Source organism: Janthinobacterium sp. BJB426 (genome assembly GCF_002735705.1).
Lineage (GTDB): Bacteria > Pseudomonadota > Gammaproteobacteria > Burkholderiales > Burkholderiaceae_D > Janthinobacterium.
Genome location: NZ_PDZL01000021.1, coordinates 18,377 through 33,997, shown reverse-complemented (window position 1 = coordinate 33,997; position 15,621 = coordinate 18,377). Strand labels below are relative to the sequence as shown.

Sequence of the window (15,621 nt, the reverse complement as noted above, 5' to 3'; positions counted from 1 at the left end):
AGAGGCGCCCGTTTTTATATGCCAGTCTGGTAACCAATAGTGCAGGCTGGAATAGACATCCGTGGATATAATTGCTATTGTGAAAGTATAAACATGGCAACCCCGTGCTTTCCCCTCATTCATTGACTGGACGCTACATGGGCAGATTGCAAGGACACTTATCATTATTGCTGGCGAGCGCGCTGGGCGTGGCAGTGCCCGCCCTGGCGGAGCCGCTGACATTCAACGAGGCGCTGCAGCAAGCGGCCAAGGCTTCGGGCGCCGTGCAGGGCGCCGCGCTCGACGTGCGCGCAAAAACATTGAAGGCGGAAGCCTTGTCGAATATCGATGGTCCTTCCGTGGACTTGACGGCGTTTCGCGGCCGTTTGTCGACGGACTTGAATATCGATACGAGCGGCTTGTCCGGCGTGGTGGGCGGCATCGAATCCGTGCTGCCGCCGATTCCCGGCTTGCCTACGCCGCATATTCCCAATTCCCTGAACCGCGAAGTGGTGACGGACCTGACCTCGTTCGGCTTGCTGGGCATGTGGCCCATCTACACGGGCGGGCGCCTGGATGCCGTCAAGGGACTCGCATCGAGCCTGACCCTGGCCGCGCAAGCGGAGCGCACGGAGGCGGAAGAGCAGCTGGCCACCCTGGTGGCGCAGCGCTATTTCCAGTTGCTGCTGGCCAAAAGAGTGGTAGCCGTGCGGGCCGAAGTGACGGCTGGCGTGACGCAGCACCAGCGCGACGCGGCCAAGCTGGAAAAGGGCGGCCTGATTTCGCGCGCGGAACGCCTGCGCGCCGACGTGGCCCTGGACAGCGCCCGCAGCGACGAAGCGCAGGCGCGCAGCGACGAGGAAATCGCCCAGGTGGCGCTTGACCGTTTGCTTGCCGTCAGCACGCAAGTGCTGCCCAGCACGCCGCTGTTCGTCAACAGCTTGCCGGTCGGCACCTTGCAATCGTTCATCAGCACGGGCATGCGGGAAAACGCGAACTGGAAAAAGATCGACAGCAAGCGCGTGCAGGCCGAGCAAGCCTTGAAGCTGCATGGCAAGGAATACGCGCCCACTGTCTTTGCCATCGGTAATTACAATTTAAATCGCGGCAATGAGAAACTCGTGCGCTCGAACTGGGCCATCGGCCTGGTCGTGTCCGTACCGCTCGTGCACCGCATCAATACGGGCAAGATGATCGCCGCCGCCAAGCTGGACCAGGAGCGGGTGGAAGTGGTGGCGCGCCAGGCCGAGCGCGACATTCCCACCCTGATCGAAAAGAACTGGCGCGCGCTGGAAAACGCCCGCATCCAGTATCTGTCCACGGCGTCGTCGGTGGAGCTGGCGCGCGAAAATATCCGCTTGCAAACGGTGGCTTTCCAGCAAGGACAAGTGACGTCGCTGGAAGTGGTCGATGCGCGCCTGAACCTGGCCAAGGTCGAGACCCAGCGTGCGCAGACGGCCTATAACTATGTGATGGGCCTGGCGCAATTGCTGGAAGCGACGGGCGAGACGCAGCGCCTGGGCAGCCTGGCCGCCGCGGCCGATATCCAATTACCTGTGGACAAATAATAATGAGCACCTCCAAAAAACCCTTGGCCATAGTCGCCGCCGTCATCGTCCTCGGCTTCGTGGGCTGGGGCCTGTACCAGGCGTTCCAGCCGCAGCGCCTGCCTTTGCAGGGGCAGATGGATGCGCAGGAAGTCAATGTCTCGTCGAAAGTGCCGGGCCGGGTAGGCGAGCTGTACGTAAAGCTGGGCCAGACGGTGCCGAAAGGTGAGCTGCTGTTCCAGCTGACGAGTCCGGAAGTGGATGCGAAGATCGCGCAGGCGACGGCCGCCACGCAAGCGGCCGAGGCCGTGGCGCAAAAGGCGCAAGCGGGAGCGCGTCCGGAAGAAGTCGCCGCCGCCAAAGCCAACTGGGAGCGGGCGCAAACGGGCGCCACCATCGCCAAAACGACGTACACCCGCGTCAACAATATGTACGAACAAGGCGTGATCGCCCAGCAGAAACGCGACGAGGCGCAAGCGCAATGGCGCGCCGCCGACCAGCTGGCGCAGGCGGCCCGCGCGCAATATGACATGGCGCAAAAGGGCGCTCGTCCGGAAGACAAGACGGCCGCCGCCGCCCAGGCGCGCCAGGTGGGGGCCGTGCTGACGGAAGCGCAGATCGCTCTGGCGGAAACGAAGATCGCCGCGCCCGTGGCGGGCCAGGTCAGCAAGATCCAGATACAGCCCGGCGAACTGGCGCCGCAGGGCTTTCCCGTGATTACCCTGGTGAACCTCGATGATGCCTGGGCCGTGCTGCAGGTGCGCGAAGATGAAATGGCCGCGTTTGCCATGGGCAGCACGCATACGGCGAATGTGCCGGCGCTGAAACAGCAGCTGAGCTTCAAGGTCAGTTCGGTCGCCGTGCTGCCGGACTTCGCCACGTGGCGCGCGGCCCGTCCGGGTGGCACGGATTTGCGCACGTTTGAAATCCGCTTGCGTCCCGCCATCAAGGTCGAGGGCTTGCGTCCGGGCATGTCGGTCGTGTTTCCACCGCTCTGATACTAGATGAGCGAGATTGACAAAGAGCAGCCGGCGGCGCTGGCACGCGAGTGGCGGCGCTTGCGCGGCGACTTCTGGGATCTGGGCATGCTCAGCTGGATTCCGGTTGTGCTGTGCGGCATGTTGTGGCTGGTGTTTTCCGCCGGCATTGCGCGCGACTTGCCCATCGTCGTCATCGATAACGACAACTCCACCCTGTCGCGCCAGCTGACGCGCTGGCTCGACGCCTCGCCAGGCATCGCCGTGGCGGCGAAAGTGGCGTCCAGCGACGCAGCCTTGCACCGCTTGCGTGAGCGCACGGCGTTTGGCTATCTGGTCATTCCCGACGATTTCGAGCAGAAACTGCTGGGCGGACGCCAAGCCACCGTGCAATGGCTGTACAACGCGCAATTTTCCTCGCACGCGGGCGCCTTGCTGCGCGACGTGCGCACGGTCAGCACGACCTTGTCGGCCGGCATCGAGATGACGGCGCGGGTGAAAAAGGGCATGTCGGGCGTGCAGGCTGCCGCCCAGTTCGAACCGATACGCACGACCTTGAACAGTTTATACAACGAAAACACCAGCTATGAAGCGTTCCTGACCCTGGCCCTGATGCCGGCCATGCTGCAGATTTTCATCGTCGTCGCCGTCGTCACTTCCATCGGACGCGAGTTGCGCGATGGCACGGTGCCGCAATGGCTGGCCTCGGCGAAGGGCAGCTGGCTGCGCGCCATCGGCGCCAAGCTGCTGTTTCCCTTGCTTGCTTATGTTGCGCTAGCGCTGCTGTACCTGCTGTTTTTCAGCCTGGCGCGGGGCTGGGCCGTGGCGGGCAGCTTGCCGGCCTTGCTGTTGAGCATGCTGCTGCTGGTGCTCGCCTATTGTGGCCTGGCCACTTTGCTGATCGCCGCCACCCTGTCCCTGCGCCTGGCGCTGTCCGGCGCCGCCTTCATCACGGCGCCGGCCTTCGCGTTTGCGGGCCAGGCCTTTCCCTTGATGGCCATGCCGGCGCCAGCGCGCGCCTGGGCGGAAGCCTTGCCGCTCACGCATTATCTGCAGTTGCAAACGAAATATTGGCTGGCTGGCGCGCCGTGGCGTTATGGTGTGCAGGAAATGCTGATACTGGCCGGCTTTGCCATCGGCTGCGGCGCCGTGGGCGTGTTCCTGCTGGCGCGCCGCGCGAATGCGCCGGCCGCCTGGGGACGCACATGATGTGGCAATCCTTCCTCGCCACATGGCGCGCCATGCTGACGGACAAGGGTGCGCTGACCTTGCTGTTCATCGGCGGTATCATCTATTCCTTCTTTTATCCGCTGCCGTACTCGACGGAAATCGTCCAGCGCGTGCCTGTGGCGGTCGTCGACCAGGACCGAAGCGCCATGTCGCGCCAGCTGACGCGCTTTGCCATGGCCCATCCCTCGCTGCAGGTGATCGCCGTCACGCCGGACCTGCCCGTCGCGCAAGATTTGCTGTGGCGCGACAAGGTCATGGGCGTGCTGATCATTCCCGACGGCTTGCAGACGGACGTGCTGGCTGGGCGCGCCGCCCATGCCCAAGTGGCGGGCAACGGCTTGTATTTGATGCTGAACAAGGTGGCCTTGAACGGGCTGGCCGAAGTGGTGGGCACGGTCTCGGCAGGCATCGAGTTGAAACGCTTGGGCGCGGGTACGCCATCGACCATCCAGGCCAACCAGCAGCGCTCGCCCATTGCCTTTGACGCCGTGCCCCTGTTTAACGTCAAGGAAGGCTATGGCGCGTATGTCGTGCCCGGCGTGGCCACCCTGATCGTGCAGCAGACCTTGCTGATCGGCATGACCATGCTGTTCGGCACCTGGTACCAGCGTAAGAGTTTCCCCGTGGCCGGCAAGCGCACGACGGGTGGTTATATCGGCATGCTGCTGGCGTTTGCCTGCGTGGCTTTCCTTAACTGCTGCTATTTCTTCGGCTTCGTCTTCTGGTTCCAGGATTACCCCCGTGGCGGCAACTTCGGCGGCATGCTCTTGCTGCTGGTGCTGTTTTCGCTGGCGGAAGCGGCCTTCGGCATGCTGCTGGGCATGCTGTTCCGCACGCGCGAACGGGGCACGCAGCTGATGATCGCCACCTCGATGCCCGTGCTGTTCCTCGCGGGCCTGACCTGGCCCGTGTCGTCCATGCCCGTCGTGCTGCAATGGCTGCGCTGGCTGCTGCCATCGACGGCCGGCATCCAGGGTTTTGTCGCGCTCAACCAGATGGGCGCCTCATTGTATGAAATCCGCCATGAGGTGGCGGGCTTGCTGGCCTTGTTGCTGGCCTGCGTGGTGCTGGGCTGGTGGCGTTGGCGCAGGATGGAGGAAACCGGTGTTGATTTGAACAAGGCGTAACTGGGCCGATATGCAATAATTTCGTTTCCACATTAAATAACAACGCCTGACAAAATCGTAGCGAGCGGAAGGGAGTTGCGGCCGAGAAGCGCAACTGTACGAATGTACAGTGAGCATCGCAGGCCGTGAATGCCGACGCGCAGTAGGTTTTGACATGCGTTCGCCAATCATGTCTGCTTTTAATTTGTTCCAGCGCCTGTCCCAAGCCCCTACCAAGCCCAAGGCGGCGCCTGCCGCGCGGCAGTTCGACGTGGCGGATTTGTACCAGGGGCCCATCGCGCTGGGAGCGGAAGGCGAGACGCAAGCGCGGCCTTTCGATGAAAAGCTGCGCCAGGCCTATTTTTGGATCGTCAACCACGCCATCATCAGTCCCCATTACGATATCGAGTACAACGACGGCCCATCGCAGACATATTCCGTGGGCGACAGCCGGCGCACCCTGAATTTGCCATCGGCGCAAAGCTATTCCAGTTTTATTTTGCTACCCCTGCTGACCTTCGCCACGCGCCGCAAATGCCTGTTCGTCGGCGGGCCGGGAAGGGGCAAGACGGCCAGCGCCTTGCTGATGGGCGTTCTGGCCGGTTCCACCGTCAAGGAAGTCAAGCGCGCCATGCAGCACGGCCATCCGCAGATGACGGTGGCCGACTTGCTCGGCAATCCGCTGCCGGCCGATTTGGTCAACGCGCAAAGCATGGACGATATCCGCATCGCCTGGCGCGCCTGGCTGGGCATGCGCGTGAAAATCGTCGATGAATACAACCGCATCCCCACGCGCACGCAAAGCGCGCTGCTCACCGTCATGGGCGACAATTACGCGGAAGTGCTGAACCACATTTACGAATGCCCGGAAGCGGCCTGGTATCTGACGGCGAACGATGACCACGGCGGCGGCACCTACCAGGTGATCGAGGCGCTGCGCGACCGGGTCGATGTGACGGTGCAGGCGCTGGCTTTCAACCCGCGCTTTTTGAATGAACTGCTGCTGCGCGTGGAAGAAAACGTGCGGCCCGAAGAGTTGGTGCCGCCCGATATCATCTTCACGGAAAGCGAGGTCGATCAGATCGGCGCATCCATCCGCCAGGTGGCCATACCGGACGCCGTGCGCCGCCGTCTGGAATTCTTTGCCAGCCAGTTCGAGCTGTTCGAGACGGCCGGCGGCCAGTTCGAATACATGACCAAGGATACGGCCCGCCTGGCCGGCGCCGACCGTGGCGCCGCGCAGGCGGCTGACAATGGGCGCGACCGCCTGAAGGACCTGGGCTGCCAGACTCTCAATGGCATTTCCGTGCGCACCCTGATGGCACTGATGATCTACGCCAAGGCCATGGCGTATTTCCGCGGCAATGGCGAAGTGGAGCTGGAAGACTTGCGCCAGGTGCTGCCGTTTGTCCTGCATAACAAGCTGCAGCCGGACCCGGACGCGCCATTTTTCGCGCTGCCGGAAAACGCCGCCTACCGCAGCGACAGGCTGGGCTGGCTGCGCCGCCTGTTCGATTTGTCGAACGATGAATTCAACCGCCTGGATCTGGATCGCGATGATCCAGTGGGCGTGCTGTCCGCCGAATTCGACCTGGGCCTCGATGGCGTCAGCGAGCGCGAGACACTGGCGCGCCTGAACCGCATTGAAAAGCTGATCGGCGAACGCACCAAGGGGAGAAAGCTGTATGGTCCCCTGTACGACGACCTGTTGAAACTCAAGTATCTGCACCAGCGCTATACGAATTACCGCAGCTGGCTGCGTTCGCAATGAGCGTCCTTCGCTGTCAAGGCTTCCTGGAAGCGCTGGCTCTACTCAATAGTGAAGCGAGCGACCTGTGCGCGAGCTACGAGTTGCAGCGCCTGCCCGCTGCGCCCGATTTGACCACGGCGCTGGGCTTGCGCGTCGAAGATCATGCCTTGAACGTCATCGTACCCGCACGCGACTTGCCGGCAGCCCTGTGGCACATCGCGGCGGTGCCGTGCGGGCGCGCGCACCTGGAGCAGGTGTGCCAGCGCTGGTTTTTCTCGTCGCGCCACATGCAGGCGGCGCCTGCCGGGCGTTTCCGCGCGCACCTGGTGGCCGCCTTCCTGGCATCGCTCGACGAGGTGCCCGGTGATTTTTCCCTGCACGCCGTGACGATGATGCCACCAATGTGGTACGCGATCCACTGGGACGAGATCGCGTTCGAACTGGGGGATGAACGCTATCTGCTGCACTTTTCGCACAGCGACTGAAAGGCTGCGATGATTTCTCCTGCCTTCGCATCGATACTTGCCAGCGGCCGTGCCCAGTTCAACGCGCGCGCTGTGGAAGCGCGCCGGCGCTTTCCCTCGCTCGACATGGCAGCATTTGGCGCCTTCTTGCACGACGGCGTCGATCCGCTGGTGCAGGCCGTGGCAGCCGCCGCGTCCGAGCGCGTGGGCGGCGTAACCCTGGCCGCCTATGACATGGCCCTGGAACTGGTGGGCCATGGCCTGGCCGGGCCTGCCGCGAAAAACCCGTTCCTGAACACCGTCTGGCGCGAGCTGGCGCCGCAGCTTTCTACGCTGCTGGCGACGGCGCCCATCGCCGTGCTGGGCATGCTCAGCAACGCCGCCGTCCACATCGCCTCCGTGGCGGGGGCGCGTCCCGCGCAATGGCAGCGCGAGCTGGCCGCCCTGGCGCCGCAGATCGCCACGCTGGCGCAGCTGCGCGCCGTGGGCCAGGTGCTGGCGTGGCGCGCCGGCGTCGCGCATTTCCGCCTGGGGGCGCTGGCCGCCGCCGACACCTTGCCGCCCGCGCTGGCGCTGGCCGCATTTGGCGAACCGGGCGCGCAGTGGCCGCAGGTGCATGCGCAGCTCATGGCGAATCCATGGCGCGGCAATGCCGAGGGCAGGGAATTCGGCAGCTTCAGCGGCCTCGGTGGCGCTTTCGGCACGCCGCCGCAAGTGCGCGCCACGGTGGACGGTTGCGGCTTTGCTGTGCGCAGCGCCGAGCGCCACTACTTGCTGGTGGCCGACGCCTATGGCGCCGTGCTGCACAGCGCCACGGCGCAGGAGTTCGAGCAAGCGCCAAGTGCCCCGCCAGCGTCCGTGCGGCTCGATGGGGCCACCGTGCATATCGGCGCGCGCAGCATCGCGCTCGACCTGCCGGCCGGCGACATCGCGCTTGCCGCGAATGCGCACACCTTGGCCATCACGTCGCCGTGGACGCACGCGATCCGCCTGCTGCCGCTCGCATGAAGACGTCCGCCGACACCGCGCTGATCGACAACTGGCGCGCCGCCTGGCCCGAGGCCCTGGCCGTGTGGAGCAAATTTACGCGCTTGCGCGACCCGAACCTGTGCGCCAGCCGCGTCGAGGCCAGCAAGCAGGGCTTGTCCGGCAGCTTCGCCATGATCCGCTTGCTGGACCAGAGCGTGGTGGTGGACTTGCCGCTCGTGACGGAGCTGGGCTTGCAAGACTATGCGCTGGAAGTGCTTGCCCATGAAATTGGCCACCACATCCTCGCGCCGGGCAGCGCCAGCGACCAGTTTCGCCTGCTGGCGCGCATGCGCCGCGCCTTGCCCACGCTGGAGCAGCATGCGCCCATGGTGGCCAACCTGTACACGGACCTGTTCATCAACGACCGCCTGCAGCGCCAGGCGAATCTGCGCATGGCCGACATCTACCGCAAGCTGCAGCAGGGACGCGAGGTGCAAGCTGACGCCAAAGGCAGCGGCGGCGTGTGGACCCTGTACATGCGTATCTATGAAAACCTGTGGCAGCTGGAAAAGGGCGAATTGGGAGGCGGCCAGGCCGACGAACGGCTGGACACGGACGCCTGGCTGGGCGCGCGCCTGATCCGCGTCTACGCGAACGACTGGATGCTGGCGGCGGGCCGCTTCGCCACCTTGCTGCTGCCCTATCTGGTGGAAGACACGGATGCGTTGAGCCCGAGCCGCTATCTGCTCGACACGCGCGATGCGGCCCGTGGCTGCCAGACGTATGGCGCACAGCAGATCGAGGATGACGAGGCGGACGGCGCCATCCACCCCGTGCACGACAAGCGCATCTCTGGCCTTGATGGCGAGGAACCTGTGACCGAGGCACCCGCCAGGCCGGGCGGCGGGCAACTGCGCGAACCGTTCGAGCTGGGCGATATCTTAAAGGCGTCGGGCGTGAACCTGAGCGACCATGAAATCGCCATCCGCTACTACCGCGAGCGGGCCTTGCCGCACCTGGTGGCGTTTCCCAGCCGCCCCGCGCCCGAATCGCAGGAGCCGCAGATGGAAGGGCTGGAGCCATGGGAAATCGGCGACCCGCTGGAAGACATCGACTGGCTGCAATCCGTGATGCAGTCGCCGCGCCCCGTGCCCGGGGTGACCACCGTGCGCCGCGTGTACGGCCGCGAACCGGCGCGCGCCATCGATGCCGTGCCCGTCGACCTGGACATGTACGTGGACAGTTCCGGCTCCATGCCGAACCCGCAGGCGCACACCTCGTTTTTGACACTGGCTGGCGCCGTCATCGCCTTGTCGGCTCTGCGCGCCGGCGCGAAAGTGCAGGTGACCCTGTGGAGCGGCAAGAACGAGGTGATGCAGACGCCGGGTTTCGTGCGCGATGAAGACATGATCCTCGGCGTGCTGACGGAATTTTTCGGCGGTGGCACCTGTTTTCCGATCCACCGCCTGCGGCAGACCTATGCGGCCAGGCGCGAACGGCCCGCGCACATTTTGATGATTTCCGACGATGGCATCACCACCATGTTCGACAAGGATGAATTGGGTAACAGCGGCTGGGATATTTCCGCCAAGGCGCTGGCGCAGGGCGGCGCGGGCGGCACCATGGCGCTGAACCTGGAGCGCGACTGGGAGGGCGCTGCCAGCCACACGTGGCTGCAGAAAACCTACGACGATTTGAAGCGCGCGCGCCGCGAACAGGGCTGGGATATCCACGCCGTCGAGCGCTACGAGGACTTGCTGGACTTTGCGCGGGCGTTCAGCCGGCGCCACTATATACAACAATGATATGCATACTCACGGTCCCCACCTCGAAACCCTGACCCACCGCCTGGCCGACACGCCCGTCGAATTCCTGGCCGAGCCCCGCATCGCCGGCGTCGCCAATGTGCAGGCCGTGGCCGTTGCTGCGCTGGTCAACGACATTTTGCTGCTGCATGGCACCCGCGCGCCGGCCGCGTCACTGCAGGGTTTTATCGGCGCGCAAGTGAAGGCGGACCGCAACCGGCTGGCGCTGGCCATGATCCTGTGCTGGCTGCTGGCCGACGACTGGTTCACCGGCCAGCAGTTGCCGCAGCACGATTTGTTGCAGTTACTGGGCGAGGCGGCGCGTGAACTGGCCGCTGCCACGCCGGCCCACCAGTTCACGCAGGATCCCGAGCGGCGCGAGGAACTGGCGCGCATCGTGCTGGCGCGCCTGGGTTTTCGACCTTGCGACGAAAGCGTGGCGCAGGCCACGGATCGATTGTCCGCCATTAGCGGTACGGAGCGCCGTCGCCTGCTCGAGGCGAGCCGGCTGGCCGAGCAGCGCGCGCGGGAAATCCGCGAAGCGCTGGCGAAAAAGGCGGCCGAGGAATCGGCCGACAAGTGGTCGCGCGAATGACGCTCGCTGGCAAACCTGATGTCAATCTGCCGGGCGGCGCCTGGAAATCGGACCACGACTACTGTCCCACCCTGACGCCAGCGGGTGCGCGCATGCTGGAAAAACTGCGCAGCCATCCCGCGGCGCCCGTCTACCGCAACCGCAGCGGCAACAAGCTTCTCGCTGCGGAGGTGGAAGCCTTGCGCGCCTACGAGCAGGAAGTCATGCAGGCTGTCGTCGCTTGGAACGATGCCGCGCCGCCGCCCTGGCTGGCGGATTTTCTCAGGACAGTCTATGTCACGGTGCCGCATTACCGCGCTTGCGGTTCGCCGCCTTCCCGCCTTGCAGACGTGGCGCCCATCAGCCGCGCCGAGCTGGCGCACGACATCGCCGCCTTCGTGCCCGATGATGCGGATCTTTCGCGCATGATCAATTTCCAGACGACGGGCACCACGGGCCATCCGCTGCTGATCGCTTCCCACCCGCTGGTGGCGGGCCGCTACCTGGCCTTTCACAAGCGCGCGCTGCACCGCTTCGGCGTGATTCTGCGCCATGGCGCGGGGCAGGTGGGCGTGATGCTGCTGGGGCACCAGCGCCGCTGCTTCACCTATGTCTCCGTCACGCCGACGATGAATGAATCTGGCTTGGCGAAGATCAACCTGCACCCGGATGACTGGCGCGACCCGGAGGACCGCGCGCGCTACCTGGACGCCATGGCGCCGGAGCTGATCGCGGGCGACCCCATCTCGTTTGCCGAGCTGCTGACTCTGTCCATGGCGCACAAGCCGGCTGCATTGATGTCCGTGTCGATGATGCTGTTGCCCGGCATGCGCGCGCGCCTGGAAGCGCGCTTCGGCTGTCCCGTGCTCGACATCTATTCGCTCAATGAAGTGGGACCGGTCGCCGTCTACGATGAACGGGCGGGTGGCCACGTGCTGCTGCAGCACCGGCTGTACGTGGAAATCCTCGATAGTGCGGGCCAGCCCGTGCCCGATGGCACGCGCGGCGAAATCACGGTGACGGGCGGCTTCAATTTCTGCCTGCCCCTCGTGCGCTACCGCACGGGCGATTATGCTTCGCTGGCGCATGGCCCGCACGGTCCCGTGCTGGTGGGGCTGGCCGGGCGCAGTCCCTTGCGCTACAGGACGGTCAAGGGCGAGTGGATCAACAATATCGACATCACGCACGCCCTGAAACCGCTGGCCATCGCCCTGTTCGGCGTGCACCAGCATGGCGATGGCGCCATCGCGCTGCGCCTGGCGCCGGGCGCCATGCCGCAGGCCGACCAGGCGCGCACCTTGCTCGCGCCTTTTTTCGGCACCATCACGGTCGAGACTTTGCTGGCGAAAGACAAGATCATTCAATACACCTCGGATTTGCAGGAAGCAGTAGCATGAACCTTTACAAGCGCGGCCTCGCGGTCGGCAAATTTTGCCCGCTGCACCAGGGCCACGAACTGTTGATCAACCGTGCGCAAGACGCCAGCGAAGAACTGCTGGTGGTCAGCTACACCAAGCCTGAATTTTCGGGCTACGAGCCGGCGCGCAGGGAGCGCTGGCTGCGCGCGCAATTTCCGCAGGCGCACATCGTCGTGCTGGACGATGCGCGCCTGGCCGCCCTGTGCGCCGCACGCGGCGTGCCAGCGCGCGCGTTGCCGCACAACGATGACGATGGCGAGCTGCATCGCCACTTTATGGGCTGGCTGTGCTGGATGGTGCTGGAACTGCCCGTCGACGCCGTCTTCACCAGCGAGGATTACGGCCCTGGCTTTGCACAGGTGCTGGAACGGCATTATGCGCGGGGCACGGTGGCGCATGTGAGCGTGGACCAGGCGAGAACCGCGGTGCCCGTATCGGGCACACTGGCGCGGCAAGACCCGCATGCGCACGGCGCCTTTCTGTCGCCCATCGTGCGCGCCGATTTTGTCACGCGCGTGTGCGTGCTTGGTGGCGAATCGAGCGGCAAGACGACCCTGGCGGCCGCGTTGGCGGCGCATTTCGAGACGGCCTGGGTGGCTGAATATGGGCGCGAACTGTGGGAAAGCCAGGATGGTATTTTGGTTTATGACGATCTGCTCAAGATCGGCCGGGAGCAGCTGCGCCGCGAAGCGCAGGCGCTATTGGCTGCGCGGCGCTGGCTGTTTTGCGATACCTCGCCCATGACGACGTATTTCTACTGCGTCGAGATGTTTGGCAAGGCCGAGCAGGAACTGGCGCAGCTGGCCGAACACCGCTATGACCTGGTGCTGCTGTGCGCCCCCGACTTCCCCTTCATCCAGGATGGCACGCGCCGCGACGAGGATTTCCGCGCGCGCCAGCATGCGTGGTACCGGGACGAGCTGGCGCGGCGGGGGATTGCCTATATCGATGTGTCAGGCACGGTGGCCGACAGGGTCAGGCAGGTGGCGCAAGTGTTGCGCTGACCGCTGCCAGGATCTCATCGGAAAACGCGGCGTCGTCGACGGCGCGCGCCAGCGCCACGGCGCCCACCATGGCTGACAGCATGACGATGGCGTCCTGCCGCGGGTCGCGCTTTTTCCGCCACGGGAAATGCGTGGCCAGCTTGCCGATGATGGCTTTCAGGTGGACGGTAAAGGCAGGGCGCACGGCCGGCTGCTTGCGCGCGTCGCCGGCCAGTGCAGCCAGCAGACAGCCATCGCCCGGCGCATCGCGGTGGGCCGTGCTCACGTAATCGCGCACGTACTGGCGCATCGCTTCCGGGCTTGCCGTTGCAGCATCGAGTGCCACGCGCGAATGTTCCGAGCCATGCAGGGTGCTTTCGGCCATCAGCGCTTCCTTCGAAGCGAAGTGGTTGTAGAAGGGGCCGTGGGTCAGCCCCGTCGCCTGCATGATCTGTCCCACGCTGACGCCGTCATAGCCCTTTTCACGGAACAGCCGCGCCGCTTGCGTCAGGATGCGCTGGTGCTTTTCGGCGGTTTCTTCGGCGGGATAACGCATGGCAGGCTCCTGATCGCGATGTAAAAATAATGGTTGACATCATACATGATATTCGTCATGCTTCAACACATTAAACATGATGATCGTCATATTTAATGTGTTGAAGCATGATGGCTGTCATGTTTGATGGCGCCGACCCACCCCTATATTGAAGAAGGAATGATCATGAATGCAGTTACTACCCAAGGCACGGCCCTCATCACCGGTGCATCGTCGGGCCTGGGCGCCGTGTATGCGGACCGCCTGGCCGCGCGCGGCTTCGATTTGATCCTGGTGGCGCGCCGGGTCGAGCGCCTGGGCACCCTGGCCGCCTCGCTGGCAGAAAAATATGGCGTGGCCGTGCGCGCCATGGCGGCCGACCTGTCCGACGTGGACGACTTGCGGCGCGTGGCCAACGAGCTGTCGTCGAACGCCGCCATCACCATGCTGGTCAATAATGCAGGCGTCTCGACCCTGGCGCCCGTGCTGGACTCGGCCCCCGAGGGCATCTCCGCGATGGACCAGGTCAACGTGACGGCGCTGGCCGAGCTGACCTACGCCGTGCTGCCGCAATTCAAGCAACGCAATAGCGGCACCATCATCAACATCGGTTCCGTGCTGTCCTTCCACATCCTGCCTGTCAGCACGGTCTACAGTGCCACCAAGGGCTATGTGATGAATTTCACGCGGGGCTTGCAGCAGGAACTGGCTGGCACGGGCATCACGGTGCAGCTGGTGCTGCCCGCGTCGACGGCGACGGAAATCTGGGAGTTGAGCGGCGTGCCGCTGGCGCAGCTGGACCAGGCCACCATCATGCGCGCGGAAGACTGCGTCGATGCGGCGCTGGCGGGCCTGGACCTGGGCGAACTGGTGACCCTGCCTTCCGTGGAAGACCAGGCATTGTGGGAGCAGTTTGATGCGGCCCGCCTGGCCCTGTTCGCGGGCGCGATGCGCGGCAAGCCGGCATCGCGCTATGGGGTCAAAGCCAGCGTTTAAGCGGCGTTCAGCGCCTGTTCCAGGTCTTCGCGCAAGTCGTCGATATGCTCGATGCCGACGGACAGGCGCAGCATGTCTTCGGACACGCCCGCTTTGGCCAGTTCCTCGGGATTGAGCTGGCGGTGCGTGGTGGAGGCAGGGTGCGTGGCCAGTGACTTGGCGTCGCCGATGTTGACCAGGCGCGTGAACAGCTGCAGGGCGTCGAGCACGCGGGCGCCGGCCGCGCGTGGATCCTCACCAGTCGCCAGTTTCAGACCGAACGATAAAATGCCCGAGGCGCGGCCATTCATGTATTTCTTCACCAGCGCGTGGTCCGGGTGGTCTTCCAGGCCTGCGTAATTGACCCACGCAACTTTCGGATGCTGTTTCAGGTGCCTGGCCAGGGCCAGCGTGTTGTCGCAGATGCGGTCCATGCGCAGGGCCAAGGTCTCGATGCCCTGGATCAGCTGGAAGGCGGAGAGGGGCGAAATCGCCGCGCCCATGTTACGCAGCGGGACGACGCGCGCGCGGCCGATGAAGGCGGCGGGGCCGAACGCTTCCGTGTAGACGACGCCGTGATACGACACGTCCGGCTCGTTCAGGCGCTTGAAGCGTTCCTTGTGTTCGGCCCATGGAAACTTGCCGCTGTCGACGATGGCACCGCCCACGGTGGTGCCGTGGCCGCCCAGGTATTTGGTCAGCGAATGGACGACGATGTCGGCGCCGTGCTCGATGGGGCGGAACAGATAGGGGCTGGGCACCGTGTTATCGACGATCAGCGGGATGCCGTGCGCATGCGCGATCTCGGCCAGTTTGGCTACATCGGTGACATTGCCCAGCGGGTTGCCGATCGATTCGCAGAAGATGGCCTTGGTGCGCGCATCGATCAGGGCGGCGAAGGTTTCGGGCTGGCGCGCGTCGGCGAAGCGCACTTCGATGCCGATCTGCGGCAGGGTGTGGGCAAACAGGTTGTAGGTGCCGCCATACAGCTGGCTGGCGGAGATGAAATTGTCACCCGCTTCGGCAATCGTCTGGATCGCATAGGTGATGGCCGCCATGCCCGAAGCGACGGCCAGCGCGGCCACGCCGCCTTCCAGCGCTGCGACGCGCTTTTCCAGCACGTCCTGCGTGGGGTTCATGATGCGCGTGTAGATATTGCCTGCCACCTTGAGGTCGAACAGGTCGGCGCCATGCTGGGCATTGTCGAAGGCGTAGGCCACCGTCTGGTAGATGGGGACGGCGGCGGCCTTGGTGGTCGGGTCGGGGGTGTAGCCGGCGTGCACGGCCAGGGTTTCGATTCTCATGTGGT

The 15,621-nt window shown here is 64.6% G+C and carries 14 protein-coding genes; 12 read left to right on the top strand and 2 right to left on the bottom strand.

Annotation, left to right across the window (positions count from 1 at the left end; all coding sequences use genetic code 11):
- Window positions 1–137 precede the first annotated feature (137 nt).
- From CSQ93_RS24345 to CSQ93_RS24295, 11 genes are all read left to right on the top strand, one after another.
- A complete protein-coding gene (locus tag CSQ93_RS24345) occupies window positions 138–1,547 on the top strand; it encodes a TolC family protein (RefSeq protein WP_233516327.1) in 1,410 nt (469 codons plus the stop codon).
- Between the two features lie 2 nt (window positions 1,548–1,549).
- On the top strand, window positions 1,550–2,524 hold the full coding sequence (locus CSQ93_RS24340; RefSeq protein ID WP_099380261.1) for an HlyD family secretion protein: 975 nt from the start codon (window positions 1,550–1,552) through the stop codon (window positions 2,522–2,524).
- 6 nt (window positions 2,525–2,530) lie between these two features.
- Window positions 2,531–3,712 (top strand): ABC transporter permease, encoded by a 1,182-nt coding sequence (locus CSQ93_RS24335; protein WP_099380260.1) that lies wholly within the window; start codon window positions 2,531–2,533, stop codon window positions 3,710–3,712.
- Window positions 3,709–4,860 (top strand): ABC transporter permease, encoded by a 1,152-nt coding sequence (locus tag CSQ93_RS24330; protein WP_099380259.1) that lies wholly within the window; start codon window positions 3,709–3,711, stop codon window positions 4,858–4,860. Before CSQ93_RS24335 ends, CSQ93_RS24330 begins: the two co-directional genes overlap by 4 nt.
- A gap of 169 nt (window positions 4,861–5,029) precedes the next feature.
- Window positions 5,030–6,610 (top strand): AAA family ATPase, encoded by a 1,581-nt coding sequence (locus CSQ93_RS24325; RefSeq protein WP_099380258.1) that lies wholly within the window; start codon window positions 5,030–5,032, stop codon window positions 6,608–6,610.
- Entirely contained in the window at window positions 6,607–7,074 is a 468-nt protein-coding gene (locus tag CSQ93_RS24320; RefSeq protein ID WP_099380257.1) for a hypothetical protein, read from the top strand. Before CSQ93_RS24325 ends, CSQ93_RS24320 begins: the two co-directional genes overlap by 4 nt.
- Window positions 7,075–7,083: 9 nt before the next feature.
- Complete coding sequence (locus CSQ93_RS24315; RefSeq protein WP_099380256.1) at window positions 7,084–8,061, top strand: hypothetical protein; 978 nt, start codon at window positions 7,084–7,086, stop codon at window positions 8,059–8,061.
- Entirely contained in the window at window positions 8,058–9,827 is a 1,770-nt protein-coding gene (locus tag CSQ93_RS24310) for a vWA domain-containing protein (protein ID WP_099380255.1), read from the top strand. Before CSQ93_RS24315 ends, CSQ93_RS24310 begins: the two co-directional genes overlap by 4 nt.
- Before the next feature lies 1 nt (window position 9,828).
- Window positions 9,829–10,422: a hypothetical protein gene (locus CSQ93_RS24305; RefSeq protein WP_099380254.1), complete on the top strand. Its 594-nt coding sequence runs from the start codon at window positions 9,829–9,831 to the stop codon at window positions 10,420–10,422.
- Complete coding sequence (locus tag CSQ93_RS24300) at window positions 10,419–11,798, top strand: AMP-binding protein (protein ID WP_099380253.1); 1,380 nt, start codon at window positions 10,419–10,421, stop codon at window positions 11,796–11,798. Before CSQ93_RS24305 ends, CSQ93_RS24300 begins: the two co-directional genes overlap by 4 nt.
- Complete coding sequence (locus CSQ93_RS24295; protein ID WP_099380252.1) at window positions 11,795–12,823, top strand: AAA family ATPase; 1,029 nt, start codon at window positions 11,795–11,797, stop codon at window positions 12,821–12,823. The genes CSQ93_RS24300 and CSQ93_RS24295 overlap by 4 nt, the downstream gene beginning before the upstream one ends.
- Here the strand turns inward: CSQ93_RS24295 and CSQ93_RS24290 are convergent.
- The gene (locus tag CSQ93_RS24290; protein ID WP_099380251.1) at window positions 12,795–13,358 is read right to left on the bottom strand and encodes a TetR/AcrR family transcriptional regulator; all 564 of its coding nucleotides are present in this window, start codon (window positions 13,356–13,358) and stop codon (window positions 12,795–12,797) included. The genes CSQ93_RS24295 and CSQ93_RS24290 overlap by 29 nt on opposite strands.
- Before the next feature lie 165 nt (window positions 13,359–13,523).
- On the opposite strand from CSQ93_RS24290, the gene CSQ93_RS24285 reads away from it, so the two are divergent.
- The gene (locus tag CSQ93_RS24285) at window positions 13,524–14,333 is read left to right on the top strand and encodes an SDR family NAD(P)-dependent oxidoreductase (protein ID WP_099380295.1); all 810 of its coding nucleotides are present in this window, start codon (window positions 13,524–13,526) and stop codon (window positions 14,331–14,333) included.
- Here CSQ93_RS24285 and CSQ93_RS24280 read toward each other — a convergent pair.
- Window positions 14,330–15,616 (bottom strand): O-acetylhomoserine aminocarboxypropyltransferase/cysteine synthase family protein, encoded by a 1,287-nt coding sequence (locus CSQ93_RS24280; RefSeq protein ID WP_099380250.1) that lies wholly within the window; start codon window positions 15,614–15,616, stop codon window positions 14,330–14,332. The genes CSQ93_RS24285 and CSQ93_RS24280 overlap by 4 nt on opposite strands.
- Between the last annotated feature and the right edge of the window lie 5 nt (window positions 15,617–15,621).

Coding starts and splice junctions, on each gene's coding strand:
- CSQ93_RS24300 (WP_099380253.1), top strand. CDS start 10,419: ATGACGCTCGCTGGCAAACCTGATGTCAATCTGCCGGGCGGCGCCTGG.
- CSQ93_RS24330 (WP_099380259.1), top strand. CDS start 3,709: ATGATGTGGCAATCCTTCCTCGCCACATGGCGCGCCATGCTGACGGAC.
- CSQ93_RS24320 (WP_099380257.1), top strand. CDS start 6,607: ATGAGCGTCCTTCGCTGTCAAGGCTTCCTGGAAGCGCTGGCTCTACTC.
- CSQ93_RS24325 (WP_099380258.1), top strand. CDS start 5,030: ATGTCTGCTTTTAATTTGTTCCAGCGCCTGTCCCAAGCCCCTACCAAG.
- CSQ93_RS24340 (WP_099380261.1), top strand. CDS start 1,550: ATGAGCACCTCCAAAAAACCCTTGGCCATAGTCGCCGCCGTCATCGTC.
- CSQ93_RS24290 (WP_099380251.1), bottom strand. CDS start 13,358: ATGCGTTATCCCGCCGAAGAAACCGCCGAAAAGCACCAGCGCATCCTG.
- CSQ93_RS24305 (WP_099380254.1), top strand. CDS start 9,829: ATGCATACTCACGGTCCCCACCTCGAAACCCTGACCCACCGCCTGGCC.
- CSQ93_RS24315 (WP_099380256.1), top strand. CDS start 7,084: ATGATTTCTCCTGCCTTCGCATCGATACTTGCCAGCGGCCGTGCCCAG.
- CSQ93_RS24280 (WP_099380250.1), bottom strand. CDS start 15,616: ATGAGAATCGAAACCCTGGCCGTGCACGCCGGCTACACCCCCGACCCG.
- CSQ93_RS24345 (WP_233516327.1), top strand. CDS start 138: ATGGGCAGATTGCAAGGACACTTATCATTATTGCTGGCGAGCGCGCTG.
- CSQ93_RS24310 (WP_099380255.1), top strand. CDS start 8,058: ATGAAGACGTCCGCCGACACCGCGCTGATCGACAACTGGCGCGCCGCC.
- CSQ93_RS24285 (WP_099380295.1), top strand. CDS start 13,524: ATGAATGCAGTTACTACCCAAGGCACGGCCCTCATCACCGGTGCATCG.
- CSQ93_RS24335 (WP_099380260.1), top strand. CDS start 2,531: ATGAGCGAGATTGACAAAGAGCAGCCGGCGGCGCTGGCACGCGAGTGG.
- CSQ93_RS24295 (WP_099380252.1), top strand. CDS start 11,795: ATGAACCTTTACAAGCGCGGCCTCGCGGTCGGCAAATTTTGCCCGCTG.